Origin of the sequence: Providencia sp. wls1916, from assembly GCF_009706585.1 — a bacterium.
Classification (GTDB): Bacteria; Pseudomonadota; Gammaproteobacteria; order Enterobacterales; family Enterobacteriaceae; genus Providencia; species Providencia lanzhouensis.
Genome location: NZ_WLUL01000003.1, coordinates 16,039 through 38,815, shown reverse-complemented (window position 1 = coordinate 38,815; position 22,777 = coordinate 16,039). Strand labels below are relative to the sequence as shown.

Below are 22,777 nucleotides of genomic sequence, written 5' to 3'. Positions count from 1 at the left end.
AATGTGGCTGAGATAAATACAAAAAACCCGCATTTTAAAATGCGGGTTTTTTTATGCAGTTAATAAGGCTTTCGCTTCTCGCTGAGGCATAGGTAGCGGTGCTCGGCTTACTACCACTTTTTTCACACGCTGATTAAATGCCCCGTAAACAATTTCGGTAAATAGGCGCTCTTCCACCATATTCACGCCCCCTTCAATAATTTCGAGGGCTTGAACCAAAATACGATGTTTCGACGCAAAAGGGCGACGGACTTTCAGACCCATATCGCAGACCAACTGATACAGTACAAACTCGGCTTTAAAAAAATCCCCGATAACCATTCTTTGGGCTGAAAACTCACCCGTTGCACTGTGTTCTTCATGGCTATCGAGATTTTTTAATGTCATCGAATTGGTGCGAATTTGCAGGTAAAAATCAGCCATAACCTTTTCTCCTGAGTCACTCGTTAAATTAGCCCAAGCGCCTCTTTTAAGGGTTTTAAATAGCGGCGGCTAACGGGAATATGCTCACCTGAGCATAGCACCAATTCGGCTTGTCCATTATCCCCAAATAGAATCTCGCTGAGCTGGGTCATATTTACTAAATATTGACGATGGCAACAGACTAACGACGTACGCATTTCTAATGTGCGCAAGGTTAATTCGGTAAAGCCTTCTTGTCCTTGGGTACTCATTACATACACGCCGCTCATGCGAGAAGTAACATATTGCACATCGTCTAATTTCATTAGATAAATTCGGCTGTGTCCGGTACAAGGAATAAACTTGAGCGGTTCATTGTTATCGAGAAGCTCGAGATTCTGTTTCTGTTTATTTTGGCGTAAACGGGCTAAAGTTTTTGCCAATCTTTCAGGTTCAAGGGGTTTAAGTAGATAGTCGAAAGCATGCTCTTCGAAAGCTAGGATCGCAAATTCATTAAATGCTGTCAGAAAAACAATGTGTGGGCGCTCTTCAGGATCGAGCATACGCACCATTTCTAATCCCGTCACCCGGGGCATTTGAATATCTAAAAACACCACATCAGGCTTTTTTTTGTGGATCAAACCGATGGCTTCAATGGCATTGGCGCACTCGCCAATAATCTCGATATCGTCATGTTCCTCAAGTAAGCAGCGCACGTTTTCACGGGCTAGGGGGTCGTCATCAACGATCAGTACATTCATAGCGTTATTATCATTTATTATGTGCAATGTGATTAAGTGGACATGTAGGGCAAGCGGATTTTCACGCGGGTGAATTTTTCAGGTTCATACTCCACGCCTATTCCATATTTTTCACCGTATTTCAGGCGCAAGCGTTTATCGACTAAGCCCATCCCTAAGCCGTCAGATTGCCCACTTGGCTGGTATAAACCGGCATTATCTTCGATTTCAATATAGACATGTTCACAGCGAATATAGCTGCGTATTGTAATGTATCCGGTATTTAATAACTGTGAAGTGCCGTGTTTTATTGCATTTTCGACAATAGGTTGCAGCGTAAACGCGGGTAATTCCACCTGTTTAACTTCATCGGGGATATCTAAATGGATCTGTAAATTATCTTGGAATCGCGCCTTTTCAATTTGCAGGTATGAATTGATATGCTCGATTTCTTCCCCTAATGTCGCATTCTGCTCTGGACGTTTTAAGTTATTGCGAAAGAAGGTGGAGATATACTGCACGAGCTGTCCCGCTTGCTGGCTATCTTTGCGGATCACTGCTTGTAATGTGTTGAGCACATTAAAGAGAAAATGCGGGTTCACTTGTGCGTGAAGCAGTTTGACTTCCGATTGCAGTAAAGATTGCTTATTGCGCTCATATTGCCCCGCCAAAATTTGGGCGGAGAACAGGCTGGCAATTCCTTCCCCTAGCGTACGGTTGATGGAGCTAAAGAGGCTATTCTTGGCTTGGTATAACTTAATAGTACCAATCACCCGTTGGTTTTCCCCTCTAAGCGGGATGACGAGGGTGGAACCAAGCTTGCACGAGGGACTTAACGAGCATTTATATGGAGTTTCGTTACCATCGGCATAAACCACTTCATTATTATCAATGGCCTGCCTGGATTGAATGGATGAGATAGGTGTCCCTGGAATGTGGTGATCGGAGCCTAGCCCGATAAACGCGAGAATTTTTTCTCTATCCGTAATGGCGACGGCACCAATATCTAATTCTTGGTAAATAATTTTTGCCACTTTCATGCTGTTATCCGCATTGAAACCTTTACGCAAAATACCCTCAGTACATAGGGCGATTTTCAAGGCTTGCGCGGAGAATGCCGTGGTGTATTTCTCGACGATGGCGCGCCTATCCAGCAAGATACGGATAAACATGGCAGCCCCGATGGTATTGGCAATGATCATCGGCGCGGCAATATTTTTCACTAATTCATAAGCTTCATCGAATGGGCGGGCGATGAGCAAAATAATCAGCATTTGGATGATTTCAGCGAAAAAGGTAACGCAGCTAGCGGTAACAGGGTTAAAAATTTTATTAATTTCCCCTCGCTTCATATAGTAGCGATGGACCAGCCCCCCAATTAAGCCTTCGACAATGGTAGAGATCATACAAGCGAAAGCGCTCATTCCTCCCAAAGAGTACCGGTGGACCCCACCAGTAAACCCAACAGCAAAACCCACCGCAGGGCCGCCTAACAATCCGCCAAGTACAGCGCCAATAGCACGAGTATTAGCTATGGAATCATTGATATGTAAACCAAAATAAGTACCGATGATGCAAAATACTGAGAAAATAAGGTAGCACATCACTTTATGAGGTAAGCGAATGGTCACCTTAAGAAGAGGGGTGACCAGAGGAGTGCGGCTGAGTGCCCAAGCGATAACGAGGTAGACGCACATTTGTTGTAGTAGTAATAAAATCAAGTCGAATTCGTACATGCTCGTCATATTTCACATTATGGGGGGGTTGGCTACGTTCAGCTACTTAAGTCACATACTTTTGTACATGCTCGTCATATTTCACATTATGGGGGTGTTAGCTACGCTCAGCTCCTCTAGTCACATACTTTTGTATGCTCCTAGAGATATCTTCTCTTGCCGCCTACCCATAATGCGAACTATTTAGAGCATGTTAGAGCATGGCTCACTATATTTTACATTATGGGGGCTGCGCTCAGTGGGCTTAGCCATATACTTTGGGGGATATTGTATCTTATTGGGCTGGTTAAGTAATCGTCATTTAATAATTAGTAAAACATCATTATTTGACATAAGCGTCAAAGCCCCTCAGACTAAAAAAGACCGCTAAAGCGTGATTTTGCGCACAAATTTCTTAACGTTAGTGTTAATTTATTGTCATAATGAAAAAGTAGTTTCCTCCGTTATTATTCAAGGCCCACATACATAATGAAAAAAAGAACCATCATACTGATCTTGCTTATGCTGATCTTAATTGCTGCTGCGGCGCTTTTTCATTCCCATAATCAATTTTTATTATTGCAAGGGGAAGTGGACGCACCGGAGGTCATCGTGACTTCAAAAGCCAAAGGCAGAGTCATTGAACGCCATGTAGAACGCGGGGATGATGTGAAGAAAGGGCAGTTACTGCTCACCTTAGAAAGCCCTGAGTTACAAGCCCAATACGCGGCATTAAAAGCGGCTAAGGACCAAGCTCAAGCCCAACTCGACCAATCCTTAAATGGGACTCGTGAAGAGACGCTGCGTGACCTACAAGCTGCGGTTGCTCAAGCAAATTCGCAATACCAAAATGCCTCTCGTGAATTTACTCGTTTAAATAATCTTTCAGGTAAAGGGTATGTTTCAGCAAATGAGCTAGATACCGCCCGTAAAGCGAAAGATGTTGCGTTCCAACAAGTCCAAAGTGCTAAGGCGCGTTTGGAAGAAGGGAAAAACGGCGATCGTATCGAGCAGCGTCAACAATATAAAGCGGCAGTGGACCAAGCAGAGCAAAAACTGGCTGAACTCCAAGTTCAACTGGATGACTTGCAAGTGAAAGCCCCTGTGGATGGTGAAGTTGGTCCAATCCCAGCAGAAATTGGTGAACTGTTCAATGCAGGTAGCCCATTAATCTCATTGATCAGCCTCCCTCAAGCCTATTTTGTTTATAACCTACGTGAAGACATTTTAGTGGGTGTGAAAAAAGGGGACAAAATTGAGCTGACGGTTCCTGCCTTAGGGGATAAAACCGTGGAAGCCGAAGTTCGCTATATTGCACCGAAAGGGGATTACGCGACTAAACGAGCCACCCGTGCGACAGGGGATTTCGACCTGAAAACCTTTGAAGTTCGCTTGTATCCACAACAACCGATTGAAGGATTGCGACCGGGGATGAGCGCCTTGTGGCACTGGGATAAATAACAGGTGACGCCATGAAACTCAAATTCGCTTGGCATGGTTTTGAACATGCCTTTAGCCGCGAAACCCAAATGGCGATCCGCAGCCCAGTCTTTCACTGGCTGAGTTGGCTATTCCCTTTGATGCTGTTTACGTTAATCAGCGCTAACTTCTCTGAGGGAACGCTGATGGATGTGCCAGTTTCGGTGGTCGATAGCAACAACAGCCCGGTTTCAAGGCAAATTATCCGCGACCTTGATGCGGGCCCTCATGCGGAAGTGAAAGCGATTGATGGCAACTTAGTGACATCCATCAAGCAGCTGGGGAGTGCCAAAGATTATGCCTTGCTTTATATCCCCAAAAATTTTGAGGAGGATATATTGCGAGGACGCCAGCCTGAATTGCGCATGTACTACAATGCACTATTTTACGCATCTGGCAGTTATGCTATTCAAGATTTTAGCGGCTTAGTTGCGGAACTTAACGCCAAATACCGCCAAGAAATGGCAAAATCGATGGGGCAATCGCTACCGGCATTGGCGCAAGTCACGCTCTCTTACGATAGCCTCTTTAACCCAAGTGGCAGCTATATTTATTACCAACAATTTGCGGCGACCATCCACATGCTGCAACTGTTTGTGGTCACAGCCACTATTTACACCATGTCTCGCGGCACCATTCTTCAAAGTGTGAAGCCATTTTCAATGGCACTGCTAGGTAAAATGGCACCTTATACGTTATTTTTTACGACGTTACTGATTGTGGAACTGGCGGCATTGGTCACTATTTTCGACGCAAAAGTGGTGGGGAACCCTCTGTATATGATGCTGGTGGGCTTCTTCTATGTGATAGCGGCGCAGAGTATTGGGTTACTACTCTTTAGCTTCACGTCCAGCGCGATAATGGCTTACAGCTTAATCGGGATGCTGGTGAGTATTGCCTTGGCGTTTTCTGGCATGGCAGTGCCGGAACTCTCGATGATTCTGCCCGCACGGATTATTTCGAACGCGGAGCCGCTCACTCACACTTTAAACGCCATGTTTGATATTTTCTTACGGGAAATCTCGTTTGAGCGCATTGTGCAAGTGTGTCTATTCTTGCTGATTTACCCGTTACTGACGGCATTTTTGATCCGTAAACGCTTAGTGAAACGGCTTGAAACCCAAGGAAGTATCGTATGATGACGGTCTATTTTGCGACGTTTAAAAAGGTACTGCTGGGCATGCTGGAGAAACCGATGTGGCTGTTGCTGCTCGTTTCTCTCTGTATTATGAGTTTGGTGTACGCGCGTCCTGTCCTGTGGGATCTGCCTGTGGCGGTTATCGATATGGATCACTCAGGCGCAAGTCGTGAACTGATCCGTGATTTAGACGCCACGCCCAAAGTCCAGCTACACAGTTACGATAATTTAGCTCAAGCGCGGCAGGATATGATTGCGAGGCAGCTGTTTGCCATCGTAATCATCCCTACGGATTTTGAAAAGCATTTGCTTAGTGGCAAAAATATCACGGTACCGGTTTATGGGGATGCCACAAACCGCTTAGCCAGCGGGCAAATCCAGCAAGAGCTATCGAAAGCGTATCAAACGCTATTGAGCGCCTATAACACCCAGTTACTGGAAAAGGCGGGTTTCAGTCCTGAACAAGCGAAAGTGATTATTGCCCCTGTTCGCAGTGAAACCGAGCCACTGTATAACCCCGGAATTAGCTTTGCGGCGATTATCTTCCCTGGCTTGCTGGTGATGTTATTGCAGCACTCCTTATTAATTGCGTGTGTGCGGGTCAGTATTGCCATTCGCTCTACACCAAAAGGTAAACCTCCATTAGCGGTTTATCTGGGGGCGTTGTCGGCGCTGGTACCTATCTGGTTATTTCTTTCGACCGTGTTTTTTGCCTTATGGCCATGGATTTTGGGTTATCGACAAGAAGCGCCGTTGTACCAAATTTGGATGCTGACCTTCCCATTCTTACTCGCCGTTATTGGGTTAGGGAAGTTGGTCACGGAATGCTTGCGTAGTGTGGAGATGATCTACCTGACATTGGCGTTTATCACCACGCCGGTATTCTATATGTCTGGGACTATTTGGCCATTACAAGCCATGCCGGATTGGGTACGAATGATAGCCTCGGCGTTGCCATCCACATGGGCGACTAACGCCATGGCGGGGATCAACCAAATGGGGCTGCCATTTAGAGATATCTTGATGGATATTGTGATGATGCTGGTGCTTGGGGTGATTTACTCGTTTATCGGTGTGTTTATTGGCATGTTGCGAGATGGTGAGTTACGCCAGATTAGCCATGCAGTGCACCGCTGGCGCAAGCATTTTCATAAATAGCCATAAATAATCGTCAGAGAGGTTGGTTTCCAACCTCTTATTTTGAAAAGTTACGTCACAATTTTTTATTCCGGTACATTTTACTCTACAACGCTGAGACTTAAGTTGCACTCTTTGGGCGTTGAAACCGAAAATGTGCGTCCGTTAGCATTGGTTTTGCCCGAATAGGCTTCCCCATTACAGTCATTGATAATGATGTAATTGACTGATGAAAGTGGTAAATCATTTTCATCGGTTAATAGGAAACTCAAATTATAATCGTGGCCACCCACTTGGGAACTAATGTTGCCATTGCTTTTGGCGGCAAGCCCCGCAATCACAAACTCACCAGTTTTGCCATCTTGGGTCAATTTTCCAACCACGTTATCTTCAGTGCCTGCCACAATATGGGCATTTTCAGGCACGGAAAGAATTTTTTTCCCTTTAAATACCACGCGATAGTACCCAGAATCGGAGTAACCCACTTCTTGGTTTTTTTCGAGATCAGCTTTGGTGTACTCAAGGGATGTTGAGCATCCCGTTAAAAAAAGTGTCATGACGAGCAGGGTACGTTTTATCACGGGTATTTCCTTATTAGTCTGTGAGTTTGGTTGCTTATCTAATCTACCGTACGTCAACCGAATTCAAAGGAGATAACTCTGTATCTGTTTGGGGGATATTCTGGGTATAGACAGGTTATTGATGAAAAATTGCGCAGGTTTTTGTTGGTGATTGGCCATGGAATGAAAAGGCTCGCTAGAGAGCCTCTCATAAATAGAAAATTCATTACGCCTCTAGGGTCAATACCGCTTAAAAAATTAACGATATATCTCTCGTATTAATGGCAGTAACCCCAACCCAGCGAGCTGAATTTCGATTTCATTGGCTTTTTTAATATTCTCTTTATTTTCACCATCAAAAACATGGTCGGTACTGATAATTAATGTTCCGTGATTTTTTTCATTATCAATATGGATAAGCTGAGCCGCCATGGGAACCTGTTCTGGCATTATTTTTTTATTTAAATAAAGCGTCCAGCCAACGGGAAGCCTATCTGGGAAAACATTTTTATCATTATACCAATAGCCATTAACATCAATTTGAATACAAATTATTTTATAATTTTCAATATAATAGTTTAATGATTCAACTATAGTTTTCTTGTTTAATACATTTAAATTACGTAGTTTAAACTCTAGGCTATATTTTAGGCCTGAACTAGTATACTTTATATCTAATGCTTTATTTTCATTAGCCCATATTGATTCCATCCAATCAAAGAAAGGAATATTTTTTAATAAATTCGTCGGAGTATACTGGCTAAAGGCTTTTCTCTGTAATGCTTCTTCTAGAGTATTGCCAGTTAAATACCATGCGTCTTCTTTTTCATGAGTAATTGATTCACATGTTAGAATCATATGACTAAAAATATCAATTAAAGATGGAATTGATATTTCTTCGAGTAACTCAATATCTAAACTAATTGATAAATTCATAATTTCCTCAAGACTATGGTGAATAGTGTGTTCGCACTTGTGATAATTTTATTAATATTTTTTTGCAAAGATCATACATTTTCTTATGTGAAAAATGCCAATCAATAAATGACCTATTTTTAAATTGACTGTCACACAACCAATTTTGTTCTCCGGCTTGCTTAAGTATTTTACTATGCTCATTCATGAACCAATTAGGCTCACCTTTACTATTAAAGAAAAACTCATAATTATCTTTGGTTTCAATAAAGTTACATTCATCAGGTTTCCAGCCATCAAACTCCACTAACGGGTTTAGGGTTCTGGTTGGAACGGGAATTGTGCACTTCCATTCATCAATGTATCGCATTTGCCCTGCGGGGGTATCGACAGTTCTGATTTGTGTATTACAAATTCTTGCCTGATACGCATAAGCATTGGGAGTGCGTGTATTGGTAATATCATTTTGATGAGGAACAATATAAGGGAGCGCCGGGCAGTCCTGACAGCCTTTACTGGCTTCAATGGCAGCAACACCAACAGATGCCCCGGCTGTAGCACCTACCGCTGCACCTTGATTATTGCCTCGTTTCTTTCCTTCGTCATCAAATTCGCCACCGATCGCAATGCTTTCATATTCCCGAATTTTATTACCATAACTTGCATTATCTCCTCATTCTTCATCATCAATACTGAATGAGGAGGGAAGACCATTATCCGAAGCTGCTAACTTGGATAATTAAAATTTATTTAGCTGTATATCTCACGTATTAATGGCAGTAATCCCAACCCAGCAAGCTGAATTTCGATTTCATTGGCTTTTTTAATATCCTCTTTATTTTCACCATCAAAAACATGGTCAGTACTGATAATTAATGTTCCGTGATTTTTGTCATTATCAATATGAATAAGTTGAGCCGCCATGGGAACCTGTTGTTGCGTTATTTTTTTATTTAGATAAAGCATCCAGCCAACGGGGAGCCTGTCAGGGAAAACATTTCTGCTTTTATATTCATAGTCATTTATATCTACTCGAATGCAGAATATGTCAAATTTATTAAGGTATGAATATAAAATATCCTTTATCTTATCTATAGCTATGCTTTGAATTTCACGTAAATCAAAATCCAGATTATATTTTAAATTCACACTATTTCCTTTTATAACAAGGGCTTTGCTATCACCACTCCATATTCCTTCAATAATATCAATATCTTGTTTTTCTTTGAAAAATAAAGTTGGATAATTATTTTCAAATGCAGGTTTATTTAAGGCTTCCTCAAGACTTTCACCACAGAAATACCAAACTAGCTCTTTGCTATTAGTTATTAAATCAGTAAATGCAATCATTTCACTGAATATGCTCATTAGCATTTTTAATGATAATTGGTCATTTAATTCAATATCTATCTTTATTGAAATATCCATAATTTTTCCTAAGGTGAGTAATGTGTACGTACTTGCGATAATGAATTTAGTAGTCCTTTACTAAATTCATACATGTTTCTTTGGGAAAAATGCCAGTCTATATATGACTTTTGCTTAAAAGCAGATTCACATAGCCAATTCTGATCATTTGCTTGCTTGAAAATGCCTCCTCCATCTTTTGCGAATGGTTTTAATTTTCCTTTACTATCAAAAAGAAAGTCATAATTATCTTTGGTTTCAATAAAGTTACATTCATCAGGCTTCCAGCCATCAAACTCCACTAACGGGTTTAGGGTTCTGGTTGGAACGGGAATTGTGCACTTCCATTCATCAATGTATCGCATTTGCCCTGCGGGGGTATCGACAGTTCTGATTTGTGTATTACAAATTCTTGCCTGATACGCATAAGCATTGGGAGTGCGTGTATTGGTAATATCATTTTGATGAGGAACAATATAAGGGAGCGCCGGGCAGTCCTGACAGCCTTTACTGGCTTCAATGGCAGCAACACCAACAGATGCCCCGGCTGTAGCACCTACAGCAGCACCTTGATTATTGCCTCGTTTCTTTTCTTCATCATCAAATTCGCCACCGATCGCAATGCTCTCATATTCCCGAATTTTATCTTCATAACTAGTATTTCCCCACTCATCATCTCCACTACCTGATGAAGAGGGGAAGCCGATTTTTGAGGCTTCATGGGTCACTGCGGCGAGTCCACCCAGTGTCATTAATCCCGCCCCTGCAATAATTAAAGGAACTGGCATATTAAGTTCTCCATTCAATCAATTTCATGGCTATCCGTAAAAAATCTTGGTATTGCTGCTCTGGATTTCGACCGCTTTCCTCAAGCATATCTCTAATTTCAGGCTTCAAATAAAAGTAAGGGGAGCACGCTTCATAGAACAAAAAAGAACGAATTAAAGGCTCTTTGGTAAACCCTAGGGATAACAAATACCGAAGAGCAGATTGCAGACGACTATTTAATGTTTCAATTACTTGTAATTTATCAGGGTGATGTTGATAAAAGTCAGCAATAACTTGGGCAACATAATCACTTTGTTCGATATTTTGAATTTTGGTTAATTGTTCTTCGCTAAACTGCATTTAATCGCCCTCCTTGTAATGCATAAAATTGCCCTTCAAAGCGGTAATACCATGCAATAAGAGGCATCGTTATCTCATTAAATTGTTCAAGAGTGAGTACTTGGGGCATATTGTGCGTCACACGGGGATCATAAAACCGGAATAAGGCCGTTTTGTTATCAGGTAAACTCACATTAAGAAGGTCAGAGAAGTGAGACGCTAATTTATTCAGCGATAAGTCACTAACTAGCCAAGATAATGCAGGAGATTTAGACTCTAATTGCATTAAATCTGCCAGCAAGTCATGCCGATGAGTCACATCAATCAACCACGGGCCAGCCCACGCGATTTCAGCCTCGGAAGATTGCTTGAAAAGCGGGCTTGCGGCACCATAATGGTGTTGAATTTCTTTATCAAAATAACGTTCATACTGTAAGCCGCAAATTAAACAATAATGCTTTGCAGTAGGATAACGTTTGGAATAATTAAAAATAGGATGCGAATTATTCATTAATCATCATCCTTCTCGAACGACAAGCATTTGGCCTGATTCGGCCGCTTTCATTAAGCAACTAATACAGATTTTTTTGGTAACAATGGAAGGGGGAATTGATGGTGATACCGAGGAAATAGCGCTACTTTTATCGCTATATTCATCACTATAACAGTCTTGAATTGAATTAATAAAACGAGCTCGGCAGGGGCATGAACTGATGCTTTCAAGTGTTCCCGCGACTTTCCGCCCTTCATCCCAAACACTTTGGCAGCCGCCAATAATATAAAATCGTCCAGAATGCTTGCCGCAACTGACCATATCGCCTTCACGAGCACCGGCAACACCATACCATTGCATGGTATGGTCTCCCGTTAATATTTGTCCTCCGCAGGTTGTTTTATCACCCACCCGCAAAAAATATCCTATTGCCATAATCAGTCCTCATCCATAATGGAGGACTGATTATTTTATACTTAACTTAAATTTTCAATGGTGAACTTAAATTTAACTTAAAGAATAAGACTAATCACAGATCATCGAGTCAAAATAGACAAAAGCCCATCACGCCTCTAGGGTCAATCCGGCAATATTGCGCCAATAGCCATTACAGCTTTGGTCGGGAATGCTCAGTGGGGACTGCCCATGTTGGTTAGCTTTAAACTGCCTAATCACATCGAGGGACTCAAGGCTTTCAGGGGAAACCCGCACAATATCCACCAAATCCTGCATGGACGAAATATCGTTGCCTAAGTTATAGCAGTAGCCGCTCAGGGTTTGGATGCCATTAAGCGTGAACACTTGTTGCTGCTCCTGTGACATCACTTTGCGCCCTTGCGGGTAATTAATGCAGCAGGTTTCGCACTCATCTTTTTGGCGATTTTCCGAACGAGCGGTAAAACAGCGGGCAGAATAAGCCAGTGGTAGGTGACCGTAGCTGAAAACTTCCACTTCAAACTTATCGCGAATACCTAGCTCTTCACATTGATTGAGTAAATTCACCAGCCAGTCACGGGAAAGTTCAACAGGCATACACCAGCGCATCATGCCTTGGCGTAGCAAAATATTCAGTGAAGGGGCGTTATAACAGTTAAGCCCATGACCTGCCACAAAAGGCAATTTGCGTTCAGCCAGCATATTGACGACACCAAAATCGTGCGCTTCAATTAAAAACTCGCCATTATCGACTAACTTACTGATTTCTTTCAGCTCAGAGGGCGCTTGTAGCAGGGCTAGAGTGCTGAGAATAATCTGTTTACCGCTTCCCGCTAGCTGCTTAGCAAGCTCAATCCAGTCATTGGGTTTCATATCACGGCGCTTGCTACATACCGTTTCCCCGAGATAAATAATATCCGCGTCGCTGTCTGCTGCCTGCTGATAAAAATCCTGTAAGGTTGATGTTGGCCAGTAGTACAGTACTGAGCCTAATGCATATTTCATTATGTTACCCATTAATCCATGCTGATGAATGATGTGCGCCAGTTATTGCCATTTACGGTGATACGCACCAAGGGTGGTTTGGCTGCCTTCAGAAAGGTCGCCAAGGGCTTTGAGCCATCTAGGATCCGTCACAAAACCGTCTGGATTGGATTTATAGCGATTGATTGCCTGACGCCAAATCTTGGTCACTTGGGTGACATAGGCAGGGCTGCGCTGACGACCTTCAATTTTTACCGAGGCGATATTGGCGCTCATGAGTTCTGGGAGTAACTCAATGGTATTGAGGCTGGTGGGCTCTTCAAGTACATGATATTTCTGCTCATCCACCACATAGCGCCCTTTACACAACGTTGGATAACCGGCATTTTCATTTTTTTTGTAGCTGTCGATTAGCACATCATTCAGCCGTGATTCCATGCCATTTTCAGTGTGTTGCCAGCGAACAAAACGTGCAGGAGAGCAAGCACCGACGGTATTCGGGGATTCTCCCGTTAAGTAGGAAGAAAGATAACAGCGACCTTCAGCCATAATGCACAGGCTACCAAAAGCAAATACTTCCAGCGGTACAGGACTGGTTTTGGCGAGTTGTTTAACTTGGTGAATGGATAACACGCGAGGGAGCACCACGCGATGCACCTGAAAGTTACGCTCATAGAAACGAATGGCTTCCGTGTTGGTCGCGGAAGCTTGCACAGAAACATGGCGCTCAATATGCGGGTATTTATTGGCGGCGTACTCTAACATAGCAATATCGGCGAGGATCAGGGCATCGGCTCCTAGATCAGCCGCTAAATCAACAGAGTTCTGCCAGCGTTGATAACCATCAGGATGAGCGAAGGTGTTTATCGCAATATGCAATTTACGTTTACGCTGGTGGATATAACGCTCTGCTTCATGCAGATTTTTTTCCGTAAAATTCAAACCTGCAAAATGGCGCGCGTTAGTATCATTTTTGAGTCCGATGTACACTGCATCGGCACCATTATCAACAGCCGCTTTTAAGGCAGGCAAATTCCCCGCAGGGCAGAGTAATTCCATTGGCTTTTTCTCTGTATAAAAATTTAGCAATTGATCATTCTAGACAAGGGGTCTGGTAGAGGTTTTGATTTAGCGCAGAGAAGCTTGGAATGTTGTAGGCGAGATAGTTATTTCGTGACTATTATAAAAGTGTAGAGATTATTGGAAATAAATATTGGCGAGATGGATAAAGATTGATATAGGATCGGTATCATCACGTTATTTTTTGGCAAAATATGTCCTTATATCGGATAAATAACGATATATCTCTGACTATCTTTACATCTACACATCAATGTTATCTATAATCTTAGTCATTATAGGTATTAAAATTGTCCAAGCGGCTGCTTTAATCAGTAGTTATGCGTGGTGGACAGATAATTGATACGGGAGTTAGTACTGTGTTTGGTAAAATTCGTTCTCAACTGATCACTCAAGGCCCTTCATTTTTGAAGTTTCCATTGAAAGTGACCCCATTTGTCGTACAGCGTCAAATACTCGAACAACTATTAAGTTGGCAGTTTCGTGAATCTGTTAAAGAAGGCGAACTCGATTTTCTGGAAGGGAAATGGCTGAAAGTTGAGATCCGAGATTTAGAGCTTGTTTGGTTTATCAGCTTACAAGAGGGTCAGCTGGTGGTACAAAAGCAGGCTGAACCGGATGTCAGTGTCAGCGGCAATGCCAATGATCTGGTATTGATCGCAGCCCGCAAAGAAGATCCCGATACGCTCTTTTTCCAACGTCGTTTGGTGATTGAAGGGGATACTGAGTTAGGTTTGTATGTTAAAAACCTGATGGATGCCTTCGAAATTGAAAATATGCCTGCGCCTTTACGCTTTGGTCTATTACAGCTCGCTGATGTGATTAAAACGGTACAAGACAGTGAGGACGCAGAGCATAAAACGCCTGTGTTAACCTCATGCTGATACGTGTAGAAATCCCGGTTGATGCCATGGGTATCGACACGCTATTACGTGAAACCTTCCCAACTGAGGGGGAGGCAGATCTTGTTCAGCACCTGCGTGAAGATGGGTTACTGACCCTCGGTGTGGTGGCAACCAACGATGACGGCGAAGTTATTGGCTATGTCGGGTTTACCCCGGTTGATGTGAATGGTGAAGATGTTCAATGGGTAGGACTCGCCCCATTAGCCGTTAAAAAAGCCTATCAAGGCCAAGGTATCGCGGAAAAATTGGTTTATGAAGGGTTAGATAGCTTAAATGAATTTGGTTATGGGGCTGTCGTCGTTCTCGGTGATGAGGGTTACTACGGGCGTTTTGGTTTCGAACCCGCTTCCAACCACGAATTACGTTGCCAATGGCCAAGTCTACAAAAACATTTTCTTGTCTACGGACTCGAAAACGGTGCAATTGACCAGCATAAAGGCGAAGTCACTTACTCATCGCATTTTGATAATGTGTAATCCGCTAAATAATGCTGTAAATCATCAGGCTGGTCAGTGACCAGCCTTTCTTTTGCCTGCTTACTCAATTGCTTCACTCGATACTCTAATTGAGATGCTTCAGAACGATCCCCCGCAGTACAATGAAAAACGAGGGTCAAAGGCGCTTTACCTTTTAGTGCCTTGGCACCAGTTCCCGCTTCATGCTGTTGAAAACGCCGCTGAACATCGGTGGTGATCCCACAATATAACGCGTTATTTTTCTGCCGAATTAAGTAAAGAGACCAATTTTGCTGTGTCATTTTGTTTTTCTTGTCACTGAATTTAGCATTCTGTGCTGATTTATAAGGAGAATTTAGTTGGCTTGCAGCGAATTTTCTCGCGGATCATAAAGTTTATAACATACTAAATTATAAATAAAAAATGATATAAACCTGTCACAAATTTGTAACCTCAACATAGGTTATTGTTCAATTAATTTGAATAACTATAGCAAAATTAGCTAATTTTCATCTCCGAATAAAGGGCATAGTATGATCCATATCACAGGGAAACATGAAAAAACCCCTGTAAATATCAAACATACAATGAGGAAGTTTACCATGAAAAAATCAACATTATTTGCTGCTGCTTTAGCTTTAGGTGCTGTATCATTTGGTTCAATGGCGGCTGAAGAAGTTAGACAAGCTAGCGAACCAGCAGTAGGTTATGTGTCTGTAAGTGGTGCTGCAAGTGTAAATGACCTGACTACACAATTAGCCAAAAAAGCTGATGAAGCTGGCGCAAAATCTTTCCGCGTGATTTCTGCAAGCGGTGAGAATGAGATGAGTGGTACTGCGGCTATCTATAAATAATTTTACTCGTCATACTTCGAGCCGCAGCGTTGTTGGCTGCGTTCACTCCCACTAGTCACATACTAGTGTATGCTCCTAGCGACTCGTTCGCTTGCCGCCTAGCTGCAACTCGAATTATTTAGAGTAAAAGCGAGAGGGATTAGAGGGGAAGTATTAGTAACTTCGAATGCTAGCATTGTTGATATAGAACCTTATGTTAGGTGCAATTCGAATGAGTAAGTTATAGTAGTGCGAACTAAGTACAGATAACGTTCAGAACAGCTTAAGCACGCCCAGCCATTTTTATGGGCGTGTTCTGAACGGTCTAACATGGACATTCGCAATGACACCCGAAAACACCTTACAACACATCCAGCGCTATATTGCTCGCCAACACGTTTTTTCTCTGTTTACCTCTCACCAAGATGATATTTGGGCTGCCAGTTGCTATTACGCCTTTGACCGCCAAAATATGCGCTTAATTTTCATGACATCCCCCGATTCTCAGCATGGTCAATTAATGCAGGAAAATCCTCGTGTGGCAGGGACTATCTCCGCACAAACTAAGCAAGTGGGTAAAATTCAAGGTATTCAATTTGTGGGAGAAATTCGCCAATTTGACGGTGAAGAGGCGGATGTGCAGAAAGCATTTTATTGCCAGAGATTTCCTGTCGCCCTAGAGGCGAAGCTGCCGATTTGGCAGCTCCAATTACAGACGGTGAAAATGGTAGATAACACGCTGGGGTTTGGCACCAAATTACATTGGTTGCGTGAAGCTTAACGCAGTCGATGAATAACTTGGTTACTGCTACCGCGCCATAGCAGCGCGGGATCGTACAGTGTCTGTTCGAACTTTCCATCAATCAACGTATTGACCAAGCTCACCACTTTTTGCTGTTCTAGTGTCAATTCATCCAATTTATAGCCCGTCCACATCCAGATATCCTTATCTGGGCAGACGGCTTTCACTCGCTTCACTAACGCTAAAATGGCAGGCAAGTTGGCAGGGTGCAAAGGATCCCCCCCTGAGAGGGAGAGCCCTTGGCGGCGAATACGCGTATCCTGCAAATCTTGGATAATTTGGTCTTCCATCTCTTGGGTAAAGGGAATACCGGAATCCACGCGCCATGTGCTTTGGTTATAGCAGCCTCGGCACTGATGAACGCAGCCCGAGACAAACAATGTGCAGCGGGTACCGGGTCCATTGACCACATCCACAGGATAATATTGGTGATAATTCATGGCATTTATCCGCTGTTAACCGAGCTGTCCATTACCCAAGTGCTTGATACGGCGCTTCACTTCCTCTTGCTTGCCTGCATTAAACGGTCGGGCATCTGGGCTGCCTAGATAGCCACAGACACGGCGGATCACGGAAACGCGGTTAGTATCGTGGTTGCCACAAGCTGGGCAGGTAAAGCCTTTGCTGGTACAGGAAAATTCACCGGAAAAACCGCAGTCATAGCATTCGTCGATTGGCGTGTTAGTACCGTAGTAAGGAACATGCTGATAGCTGTAATCCCAGACATCTTCGAGGGCTTTGAGGTTGTGCTGTAAATTCGGGTATTCGCCGTAACAGATAAAACCACCATTGGCGAGCGCTGGATAAGGCTGTTCAAAATCGATTTTATCGTAAGGATTAACCTGTTTTTCCACATCTAAGTGGAAGCTATTGGTGTAGTAGCCTTTGTCGGTTACGCCATCAATAACGCCAAATTCAGCGGTATCTAAGCGACAGAAACGGTCGCACAGATTTTCGCTCGGCGTGCTGTATAAGCTGAAACCGTAACCTGTTTGGGCTTTCCATTCGTCAGTGGCTTGGCGTAGACGATTGACGATAGCGACGGCTTTTTCGCGCAATTGCTCGCTGTCATACACATGAGTTTGCGTGCCAAATAAGGCATTGATGGTTTCGTGCAACCCAATGTAACCCAATGAAATTGAAGCGCGTCCATGTTTGAAAATTTCCGCTACGCTGTCATTGGCTTTTAAGCGAACGCCGCAGGCACCTTCCATATATAAGATAGGGGCTACGCGGGCTTTGACATTTTCTAAGCGCGCAATGCGGGTCATTAATGCTTTTTTAGCGATGGCTAAACGCTCATCGAGAAGCGCCCAAAATGCCTCTTCGCTACCTTGAGCTTCCAGCGCAATACGCGGTAAATTCAGGCTGATCACGCCGAGGTTATTTCGCCCATCGTGAATTTGTTTGCCATCTTCTTCATAGACACCTAAGAAACTGCGGCAGCCCATCGGTGTTTTAAAGGAGCCAGTGACATCAACCACGCGATCGTAGTTGAGAATGTCTGGATACATGCGTTTGCTGGCGCATTCTAAAGCTAACTGTTTGATATCGTAGTTAGGATCGCCGTATTTATGGTTCAGCCCATCTTTGATAGCAAACACGAGTTTTGGGAAAACCGCGGTTTTGCGGTTTTTACCCAGTCCCGCAATACGGTTTTTAAGAATCGACTGTTGGATAAGTCGTGCTTCTTGGGATGTGCCTAACCCAAATCCAAAGGTGACGAAGGGGGTTTGCCCGTTCGCGGTATGCAGTGTATTCACTTCATACTCTAAGGATTGGAACGCATCGTAACACTCTTTTTCAGTGCGACTTTGGGCGTAAGCTTCAGCGTCAGCAATTCCCCATTCTTTGGCTACTTTTAAATGCTTTTCATGACTAATAGCGACATAAGGCGCCAAAATTTCATCAATGCGGTTAATGGTGGTTCCGCCATAAATATGGCTAGCCACTTGGGCAATAATTTGTGCAGTAACGGCAGTGGCAGTAGAAATGGATTTTGGTGGCTCAATTTCCGCATTTCCCATCTTAAAGCCGTTGGTTAACATGCCATCAAGGTCGATAAGCATACAGTTAAACATCGGGAAAAAAGGGGCATAATCGAGATCATGATAGTGAATTTCACCCTTTTCATGAGCAAGAACAACATCGCGTGGCAAAATATGCTGTTTTGCATAATGCTTAGCGACGATCCCGGCTAATAAATCACGCTGGGTTGGGATCACCTTACTGTCTTTGTTCGCATTTTCATTGAGTAAGGATAAGTTGCTTTGCTCAATTAGGCCGCGGATCTCGTGAGTAAGTTGGCTGCGTTTTTCGCGTTCGCTGTCTCTGTCATGGCGGTATTCAATATAAGCTCGAGCCAGATCCTTGTAAGGCCCCGACATGAGCTGGTCTTCGACAGCATCTTGGATCTCAGCGATATCCACTTTTTCGCGATTGCACAACTGCTCAGAGACAACCGTGGCAACTTGCAGACAATAATCATCATCTTTGACGTCCACCGCAGCGGCTGCACGTCGCACCGCTTCTTGAATGCGTGGGAGATCAAAATTGACCTGACAACCATCTCGTTTTATAACCACCGTTTTCACTGTCATACTCCTTATTTAATCCCTCACAGGACTGGCGATAGCGTCCATGATCCTTTATCAGTATGGGGCATCCCTGTGAAAGAAATGTGAATTTTTTACTATATATAGTGTCTAGTGAATTAATTAAAGCACAATATGTAGGATATTGCCTTTTTTTAGATGACGGTAATTTGATTTAAAACAAAGAAAAAAATAATTTATATGAATATCAAACGGGCAGGAATTAATTAAATTTAGAGATTGATTTAAGGGTTTGGGAATTTGCTCTAGAATGAATCAATTGAAAAAAAAGCGGCAGGCTAGCAGTTGATGAGGTTAAAAAGCGCATTATGATCCCCATCCATTCACTCACCGGTATTACTGCATTTGTGGCGACGGTTCAATCAGGGAGTTTCACGGAAGCGGCAGAGCGTTTAGGGATCACCAAATCCGCCGTCGGCAAGCGTGTCACTAAGCTCGAAGAACATTTGGGTATTAGCCTATTAATCCGAACCACGCGGGGAATTTCGCTCACGACGGAAGGGGAACGCTACTTTCATGAATGTTCAGCTGCGCTGGATTTATTAGATAAAGCGGGTCAGCAGCTCCAAGAGAATACCCATACCTTGATGGGTAAGCTGCGCCTAGATCTTCCTGCCGCATTTGGGCGTAAATGCATTATGCCTATTTTGATGCAACTGATGGATGAGCAGCCCCAATTGATGTTGAGCGTTTCGTTTAATGAGCAGTTTGTGGATGCCCTTGAGGAAGGTTTGGATTTGATGGTGCGTATTGGTCCTTTACCCGACAGCGCTCATCTTGTGGCTCGTCAGTTAACCACACAAAACCAAGTCCTGTGTGCATCGCCAAAGTATCTTGAAAAATACGGGGCGCCTCAGCATCTTCAAGAGCTGGAGAATCATCGCTGCATTGTGGGGATCCGACAAGGAGCACCTTTCTATTGGCGCTTATGTGAAGAAGGAACCGTCATCCAGTATGCTCCACGCCCTTTTTATGAACTTGCTGATGGCGATGCGATGCTCCAAGCGGTGCTTCAAGGAAAAGGGATTGCTCAGTTACCATTGTGGTTGGTCGATGATTATCTGAAAAACCAGCAATTACAGCGCATTTTGCCAGAGTCTGAAGGCTATGAAACGCCGATTAATCTGTTGTGGCCGAAAGGGCGTAGTATGCCGCCAAAAACACGCTATTTGATTGATATGTTGCTTAAGGCGGCAAAAGAAAGGCAATTTAATTAAGGGAATGGCAAGCGAGTGCTGGCGCCGAATGGGTTAGCTTCACTTTTACCCAAATGCTGATTAATGCCAGGACAGAAAACGCAATTCCCACCCAAATAATGGCAGCAACCCCTGCATATAAAATCGCCCAGCCTCCAATCATAGTGCCAATGGTAATCCCTAAATTTGAGAATGAAATATACAAGCTATTGGCAAACTCAGGGGCTGAATTGGCTTCTTTCATTAACCAACTTTGGCTGATGATTAAACCGGATGTATGGAAAGCGCCCCATAAAATCACCAACGCCACCATCACTATCGGCTGATGCCCAAAGAGCCAAACTGCGAAATAAATCACCCCGAATAACACGGGATAACGCAAGGTGGTCGCAGTTTGGCTGCGCTGTAGAAAGTGGCTAAAAATAAAGTTACCGATATACCCGCTGACGCCGAACACCACCAATAGTGTGCTGGTCGCATTGTTCGAAAATCCAGTGATTTTGATCAGATAATCGGCGATATAACTGAAACTCGCGAACATCGCGCTGAAAATCAGTGTCACCGTCAATATGCATAACCAAACAGGCAAACGTTTTAAAATCGCTGCTTGTTCACGGACTTTCAGCGGTGTGGTGACGGGAGTTGACGGCACATGAATGGCGATCCCCATAAATGCTAGCAAACTGGTTAACGCGCCGAACCAAAAGGCGGCAGTCAGGGAAAAGGCTTCTGCAATAAAGGCACTGAGGGGTAATCCCAAAACCATCCCCACCGCGACACCGGAAAACACAATGGCCACGCCCTTGGCAGATTTTTCGGGCGGCATGGCATTGGCTGCAAGGTTTAGGGCGATGGCAAAAAAGACCGCATGGGTCAGTGCGGGTAAAACTCTAAACACCAAAATCATATGATAGTTTTCGGTGAGGGCATAAATACTATTGGAGATAATAAATAGCATCATAATGACCAACAGAACGGTTTTGCGATTAAAACGCCCAAGCAATAGCGTGATAAAAGGTCCTGAAATGGCCACTACCACTGCGTAGATACTGACGAGAAAACCAACTTGTGGCGCTGTGATATGAAGCTGCTGAGTTAATTGTGGTAATAAACCAATCACCGCCACTTCGGTGGTGATCACGCCAAACACAGCCAGTGACAGGCTGAGCAGTAATAAACGTATTTTATTTTGCATATAGGTATCCGCAGGGGCTAAACATTGTCCTGAATTGAATAAGTCATAAAGTGATGTTGCGGATATATCCCGAGGGTTATCGTGACAAAACAGCGAGAAAAAGAGAAGGGCATTTTGGGATACAGAGAATAGCCTAAAAGCGGGTTGCTATTTTTAGTTGAGCAGTTTTATATGATGAAAAAAAGCCTGCTGACAATGGGTTAGCAGGCTATCAGACTGACAATCTGAAACTGAATAAAACTATTTACGTACTGCGATAGCTTCGATTTCGATTTTCACATCTTTTGGCAGACGCGCAACTTCAACGCAAGAACGCGCAGGGAATGACGCATTATGTTGTTTGAAAAACTCTTCGTAAGTGGCGTTAACGGTACCGAAATCATTTAAATCTTTCACAAAAACGGTGGTTTTTACGATGTTGGCAACGCCCAGACCTGCTTTTTCTAAAATCGCTTTCACGTTCGCCAGTGATTGACGAGTTTGTGCTGCGATATCTTCAGGAACATTACCGGTTTTTGGATCAACAGGAATTTGACCTGAAGTCATAACCATACTGCCTAAATCGACGCCTTGAACGTAAGGACCAATAGCGGCTGGTGCATTTTCGGTGCTGATTTCGTATGACATAATTTCTCCGTTTATCACGTAAAAAAGGGTTTGGACGCTATTATAGACATGGAACGGCATCCACACAAAGACGCAGTCTACGCCTAAATACCTTACTGATTATTGATCACGGCGTCTCTATCGAACTCTTTTTCACAGAATTTGCAGGTTAATGCCACATGTTTCGCGCGTTTTTTAATGCGGAAACTGCTAGAAACTGGCTCATTATGGCTAATACAGTTGCTGTTTGGGCACACCAGCACGCTGTCGATTTGCTCTGGTAATTTTAGGTCTAATTTTTCCACCACTTGATAATCTTCAATACGATTAACAGTAGCTTTCGGTGCATACATCGCTAATTGGTTCGCTTGCTCTGGGGTTAAAAAAGTATTTTCGATTTTGATAATGTCTTTTTTGCCCATATTGCTAGAAGGTAAATTCAGCCCGATAGTGATGCGCTCATCGGTTTTGGTGAGCTTAAACAGCTTCAGTAATTTAAATCCAATTTGAGCAGGGATATGGTCGATGACAGTGCCGCAACGGATGGCTTCAACTTGTAATTTATGGTCGTGTGTCAT

At 43.4% G+C, this 22,777-nt stretch carries 27 protein-coding genes; 8 read left to right on the top strand and 19 right to left on the bottom strand.

Annotated features, from left to right (window positions below; genetic code table 11):
* Positions 1-51 precede the first annotated feature (51 nt).
* The 3 genes from GKR61_RS00800 to GKR61_RS00790 are packed head-to-tail and all read right to left on the bottom strand — an operon-like array spanning position 52 to position 2,878.
* Positions 52-423 carry a YjaA family stress response protein gene (locus tag GKR61_RS00800; RefSeq protein ID WP_108478824.1) on the bottom strand — a complete coding sequence of 124 codons (372 nt, stop codon included), beginning with the start codon at positions 421-423 and terminating at the stop codon, positions 52-54.
* Positions 424-446: 23 nt separating this feature from the next.
* Positions 447-1,163 carry a two-component system response regulator BtsR gene (gene btsR, locus GKR61_RS00795; protein ID WP_154639483.1) on the bottom strand — a complete coding sequence of 239 codons (717 nt, stop codon included), beginning with the start codon at positions 1,161-1,163 and terminating at the stop codon, positions 447-449.
* Positions 1,164-1,195: 32 nt separating this feature from the next.
* Positions 1,196-2,878, bottom strand: a complete 1,683-nt coding sequence (locus tag GKR61_RS00790) for a sensor histidine kinase (RefSeq protein WP_036949266.1) — start codon at positions 2,876-2,878, stop codon at positions 1,196-1,198.
* Positions 2,879-3,346: 468 nt separating this feature from the next.
* Between GKR61_RS00790 and GKR61_RS00785 the strand changes: the two genes are divergently transcribed.
* Genes GKR61_RS00785 through GKR61_RS00775 form a run of 3 tightly spaced genes read left to right on the top strand, consistent with a single transcriptional unit; the run spans position 3,347 to position 6,632 of the window.
* Entirely contained in the window at positions 3,347-4,318 is a 972-nt protein-coding gene (locus GKR61_RS00785; protein WP_154599702.1) for an HlyD family secretion protein, read from the top strand.
* An 11-nt stretch (positions 4,319-4,329) separates the two neighbouring features.
* Positions 4,330-5,475 carry an ABC transporter permease gene (locus tag GKR61_RS00780; RefSeq protein WP_154599701.1) on the top strand — a complete coding sequence of 382 codons (1,146 nt, stop codon included), beginning with the start codon at positions 4,330-4,332 and terminating at the stop codon, positions 5,473-5,475.
* The gene (locus GKR61_RS00775; protein ID WP_036949268.1) at positions 5,475-6,632 is read left to right on the top strand and encodes an ABC transporter permease; all 1,158 of its coding nucleotides are present in this window, start codon (positions 5,475-5,477) and stop codon (positions 6,630-6,632) included. The genes GKR61_RS00780 and GKR61_RS00775 overlap by 1 nt, the downstream gene beginning before the upstream one ends.
* A gap of 80 nt (positions 6,633-6,712) precedes the next feature.
* Here GKR61_RS00775 and GKR61_RS00770 read toward each other — a convergent pair whose 3' ends face one another.
* The 10 genes from GKR61_RS00770 to ubiU form a co-directional block, all read right to left on the bottom strand.
* Positions 6,713-7,192 carry a hypothetical protein gene (locus GKR61_RS00770; protein ID WP_230085038.1) on the bottom strand — a complete coding sequence of 160 codons (480 nt, stop codon included), beginning with the start codon at positions 7,190-7,192 and terminating at the stop codon, positions 6,713-6,715.
* A gap of 237 nt (positions 7,193-7,429) precedes the next feature.
* Complete coding sequence (locus tag GKR61_RS00765; protein ID WP_154599700.1) at positions 7,430-8,107, bottom strand: Imm52 family immunity protein; 678 nt, start codon at positions 8,105-8,107, stop codon at positions 7,430-7,432.
* A gap of 13 nt (positions 8,108-8,120) precedes the next feature.
* A complete protein-coding gene (locus GKR61_RS17640) occupies positions 8,121-8,546 on the bottom strand; it encodes a Tox-REase-5 domain-containing protein (RefSeq protein ID WP_272537326.1) in 426 nt (141 codons plus the stop codon).
* A gap of 290 nt (positions 8,547-8,836) precedes the next feature.
* Positions 8,837-9,514 carry an Imm52 family immunity protein gene (locus GKR61_RS00755; protein WP_154599699.1) on the bottom strand — a complete coding sequence of 226 codons (678 nt, stop codon included), beginning with the start codon at positions 9,512-9,514 and terminating at the stop codon, positions 8,837-8,839.
* 8 nt (positions 9,515-9,522) lie between these two features.
* Complete coding sequence (locus GKR61_RS00750; RefSeq protein WP_154639482.1) at positions 9,523-10,281, bottom strand: Tox-REase-5 domain-containing protein; 759 nt, start codon at positions 10,279-10,281, stop codon at positions 9,523-9,525.
* A 1-nt stretch (position 10,282) separates the two neighbouring features.
* The gene (locus tag GKR61_RS00745) at positions 10,283-10,621 is read right to left on the bottom strand and encodes a hypothetical protein (protein ID WP_154599697.1); all 339 of its coding nucleotides are present in this window, start codon (positions 10,619-10,621) and stop codon (positions 10,283-10,285) included.
* A complete protein-coding gene (locus GKR61_RS00740; RefSeq protein ID WP_154599696.1) occupies positions 10,611-11,111 on the bottom strand; it encodes a DUF4123 domain-containing protein in 501 nt (166 codons plus the stop codon). The genes GKR61_RS00745 and GKR61_RS00740 overlap by 11 nt, the downstream gene beginning before the upstream one ends.
* 6 nt (positions 11,112-11,117) lie before the next feature.
* Entirely contained in the window at positions 11,118-11,528 is a 411-nt protein-coding gene (locus GKR61_RS00735) for a PAAR domain-containing protein (protein WP_154599695.1), read from the bottom strand.
* Positions 11,529-11,657: 129 nt separating this feature from the next.
* Positions 11,658-12,533 carry a U32 family peptidase gene (locus tag GKR61_RS00730; RefSeq protein WP_036949086.1) on the bottom strand — a complete coding sequence of 292 codons (876 nt, stop codon included), beginning with the start codon at positions 12,531-12,533 and terminating at the stop codon, positions 11,658-11,660.
* A 42-nt stretch (positions 12,534-12,575) separates the two neighbouring features.
* Positions 12,576-13,571 (bottom strand): ubiquinone anaerobic biosynthesis protein UbiU, encoded by a 996-nt coding sequence (ubiU, locus tag GKR61_RS00725; RefSeq protein WP_108478828.1) that lies wholly within the window; start codon positions 13,569-13,571, stop codon positions 12,576-12,578.
* Between the two features lie 380 nt (positions 13,572-13,951).
* Between ubiU and ubiT the strand changes: the two genes are divergently transcribed.
* Together ubiT and GKR61_RS00715 are read left to right on the top strand one after the other, a co-directional pair.
* A complete protein-coding gene (gene ubiT / locus GKR61_RS00720; protein ID WP_036949089.1) occupies positions 13,952-14,476 on the top strand; it encodes a ubiquinone anaerobic biosynthesis accessory factor UbiT in 525 nt (174 codons plus the stop codon).
* Positions 14,470-14,973 carry a GNAT family N-acetyltransferase gene (locus tag GKR61_RS00715; protein WP_036949091.1) on the top strand — a complete coding sequence of 168 codons (504 nt, stop codon included), beginning with the start codon at positions 14,470-14,472 and terminating at the stop codon, positions 14,971-14,973. The genes ubiT and GKR61_RS00715 overlap by 7 nt, the downstream gene beginning before the upstream one ends.
* On the opposite strand, the gene GKR61_RS00710 is transcribed toward GKR61_RS00715, so the two are convergent.
* A complete protein-coding gene (locus GKR61_RS00710; protein ID WP_108478829.1) occupies positions 14,946-15,254 on the bottom strand; it encodes a GIY-YIG nuclease family protein in 309 nt (102 codons plus the stop codon). The genes GKR61_RS00715 and GKR61_RS00710 overlap by 28 nt on opposite strands.
* 300 nt (positions 15,255-15,554) lie before the next feature.
* Between GKR61_RS00710 and bhsA the strand changes: the two genes are divergently transcribed.
* Positions 15,555-15,806, top strand: a complete 252-nt coding sequence (gene bhsA / locus GKR61_RS00705; protein ID WP_154599732.1) for a multiple stress resistance protein BhsA — start codon at positions 15,555-15,557, stop codon at positions 15,804-15,806.
* Between the two features lie 322 nt (positions 15,807-16,128).
* Positions 16,129-16,566, top strand: a complete 438-nt coding sequence (locus tag GKR61_RS00700) for a YhbP family protein (RefSeq protein WP_036949097.1) — start codon at positions 16,129-16,131, stop codon at positions 16,564-16,566.
* On the opposite strand, the gene nrdG is transcribed toward GKR61_RS00700, so the two are convergent.
* Together nrdG and nrdD are read right to left on the bottom strand one after the other, a co-directional pair.
* Positions 16,563-17,027: an anaerobic ribonucleoside-triphosphate reductase-activating protein gene (gene nrdG, locus GKR61_RS00695; RefSeq protein WP_154599693.1), complete on the bottom strand. Its 465-nt coding sequence runs from the start codon at positions 17,025-17,027 to the stop codon at positions 16,563-16,565. The genes GKR61_RS00700 and nrdG overlap by 4 nt on opposite strands.
* A gap of 15 nt (positions 17,028-17,042) precedes the next feature.
* A complete protein-coding gene (gene nrdD, locus GKR61_RS00690) occupies positions 17,043-19,181 on the bottom strand; it encodes an anaerobic ribonucleoside-triphosphate reductase (protein ID WP_108478832.1) in 2,139 nt (712 codons plus the stop codon).
* A gap of 329 nt (positions 19,182-19,510) precedes the next feature.
* On the opposite strand from nrdD, the gene GKR61_RS00685 reads away from it, so the two are divergent.
* Positions 19,511-20,419: a LysR family transcriptional regulator gene (locus GKR61_RS00685; RefSeq protein ID WP_108478875.1), complete on the top strand. Its 909-nt coding sequence runs from the start codon at positions 19,511-19,513 to the stop codon at positions 20,417-20,419.
* Here the strand turns inward: GKR61_RS00685 and GKR61_RS00680 are convergent.
* The 3 genes from GKR61_RS00680 to pyrI all read right to left on the bottom strand — a co-directional run bounded on the left by GKR61_RS00680 (position 20,412) and on the right by pyrI (position 22,777).
* A complete protein-coding gene (locus GKR61_RS00680) occupies positions 20,412-21,593 on the bottom strand; it encodes an MFS transporter (protein WP_154639481.1) in 1,182 nt (393 codons plus the stop codon). The genes GKR61_RS00685 and GKR61_RS00680 overlap by 8 nt on opposite strands.
* A gap of 240 nt (positions 21,594-21,833) precedes the next feature.
* A complete protein-coding gene (gene ridA, locus GKR61_RS00675) occupies positions 21,834-22,220 on the bottom strand; it encodes a 2-iminobutanoate/2-iminopropanoate deaminase (RefSeq protein ID WP_108478834.1) in 387 nt (128 codons plus the stop codon).
* Between the two features lie 92 nt (positions 22,221-22,312).
* Positions 22,313-22,777, bottom strand: coding sequence for an aspartate carbamoyltransferase regulatory subunit (gene pyrI / locus GKR61_RS00670; protein ID WP_154639480.1), 465 nt, complete (start codon positions 22,775-22,777; stop codon positions 22,313-22,315).

What these genes read in the sequence shown, in the direction of transcription:
- btsR (WP_154639483.1), bottom strand. Translation starts at nt 1,163, where the DNA reads ATGAATGTACTGATCGTTGATGACGACCCCCTAGCCCGTGAAAACGTG.
- GKR61_RS00745 (WP_154599697.1), bottom strand. Translation starts at nt 10,621, where the DNA reads ATGCAGTTTAGCGAAGAACAATTAACCAAAATTCAAAATATCGAACAA.
- GKR61_RS00780 (WP_154599701.1), top strand. Translation starts at nt 4,330, where the DNA reads ATGAAACTCAAATTCGCTTGGCATGGTTTTGAACATGCCTTTAGCCGC.
- GKR61_RS00790 (WP_036949266.1), bottom strand. Translation starts at nt 2,878, where the DNA reads ATGTACGAATTCGACTTGATTTTATTACTACTACAACAAATGTGCGTC.
- ridA (WP_108478834.1), bottom strand. Translation starts at nt 22,220, where the DNA reads ATGTCATACGAAATCAGCACCGAAAATGCACCAGCCGCTATTGGTCCT.
- GKR61_RS00715 (WP_036949091.1), top strand. Translation starts at nt 14,470, where the DNA reads ATGCTGATACGTGTAGAAATCCCGGTTGATGCCATGGGTATCGACACG.
- nrdG (WP_154599693.1), bottom strand. Translation starts at nt 17,027, where the DNA reads ATGAATTATCACCAATATTATCCTGTGGATGTGGTCAATGGACCCGGT.
- ubiU (WP_108478828.1), bottom strand. Translation starts at nt 13,571, where the DNA reads ATGGAATTACTCTGCCCTGCGGGGAATTTGCCTGCCTTAAAAGCGGCT.
- GKR61_RS00785 (WP_154599702.1), top strand. Translation starts at nt 3,347, where the DNA reads ATGAAAAAAAGAACCATCATACTGATCTTGCTTATGCTGATCTTAATT.
- GKR61_RS00680 (WP_154639481.1), bottom strand. Translation starts at nt 21,593, where the DNA reads ATGCAAAATAAAATACGTTTATTACTGCTCAGCCTGTCACTGGCTGTG.
- GKR61_RS00750 (WP_154639482.1), bottom strand. Translation starts at nt 10,281, where the DNA reads ATGCCAGTTCCTTTAATTATTGCAGGGGCGGGATTAATGACACTGGGT.
- GKR61_RS00685 (WP_108478875.1), top strand. Translation starts at nt 19,511, where the DNA reads ATGATCCCCATCCATTCACTCACCGGTATTACTGCATTTGTGGCGACG.
- GKR61_RS00755 (WP_154599699.1), bottom strand. Translation starts at nt 9,514, where the DNA reads ATGGATATTTCAATAAAGATAGATATTGAATTAAATGACCAATTATCA.
- GKR61_RS00730 (WP_036949086.1), bottom strand. Translation starts at nt 12,533, where the DNA reads ATGAAATATGCATTAGGCTCAGTACTGTACTACTGGCCAACATCAACC.
- GKR61_RS00740 (WP_154599696.1), bottom strand. Translation starts at nt 11,111, where the DNA reads ATGAATAATTCGCATCCTATTTTTAATTATTCCAAACGTTATCCTACT.
- GKR61_RS00800 (WP_108478824.1), bottom strand. Translation starts at nt 423, where the DNA reads ATGGCTGATTTTTACCTGCAAATTCGCACCAATTCGATGACATTAAAA.
- bhsA (WP_154599732.1), top strand. Translation starts at nt 15,555, where the DNA reads ATGAAAAAATCAACATTATTTGCTGCTGCTTTAGCTTTAGGTGCTGTA.
- GKR61_RS00735 (WP_154599695.1), bottom strand. Translation starts at nt 11,528, where the DNA reads ATGGCAATAGGATATTTTTTGCGGGTGGGTGATAAAACAACCTGCGGA.
- GKR61_RS00765 (WP_154599700.1), bottom strand. Translation starts at nt 8,107, where the DNA reads ATGAATTTATCAATTAGTTTAGATATTGAGTTACTCGAAGAAATATCA.
- GKR61_RS00710 (WP_108478829.1), bottom strand. Translation starts at nt 15,254, where the DNA reads ATGACACAGCAAAATTGGTCTCTTTACTTAATTCGGCAGAAAAATAAC.
- GKR61_RS00700 (WP_036949097.1), top strand. Translation starts at nt 16,129, where the DNA reads ATGACACCCGAAAACACCTTACAACACATCCAGCGCTATATTGCTCGC.
- GKR61_RS00775 (WP_036949268.1), top strand. Translation starts at nt 5,475, where the DNA reads ATGACGGTCTATTTTGCGACGTTTAAAAAGGTACTGCTGGGCATGCTG.
- pyrI (WP_154639480.1), bottom strand. Translation starts at nt 22,777, where the DNA reads ATGACACACGACCATAAATTACAAGTTGAAGCCATCCGTTGCGGCACT.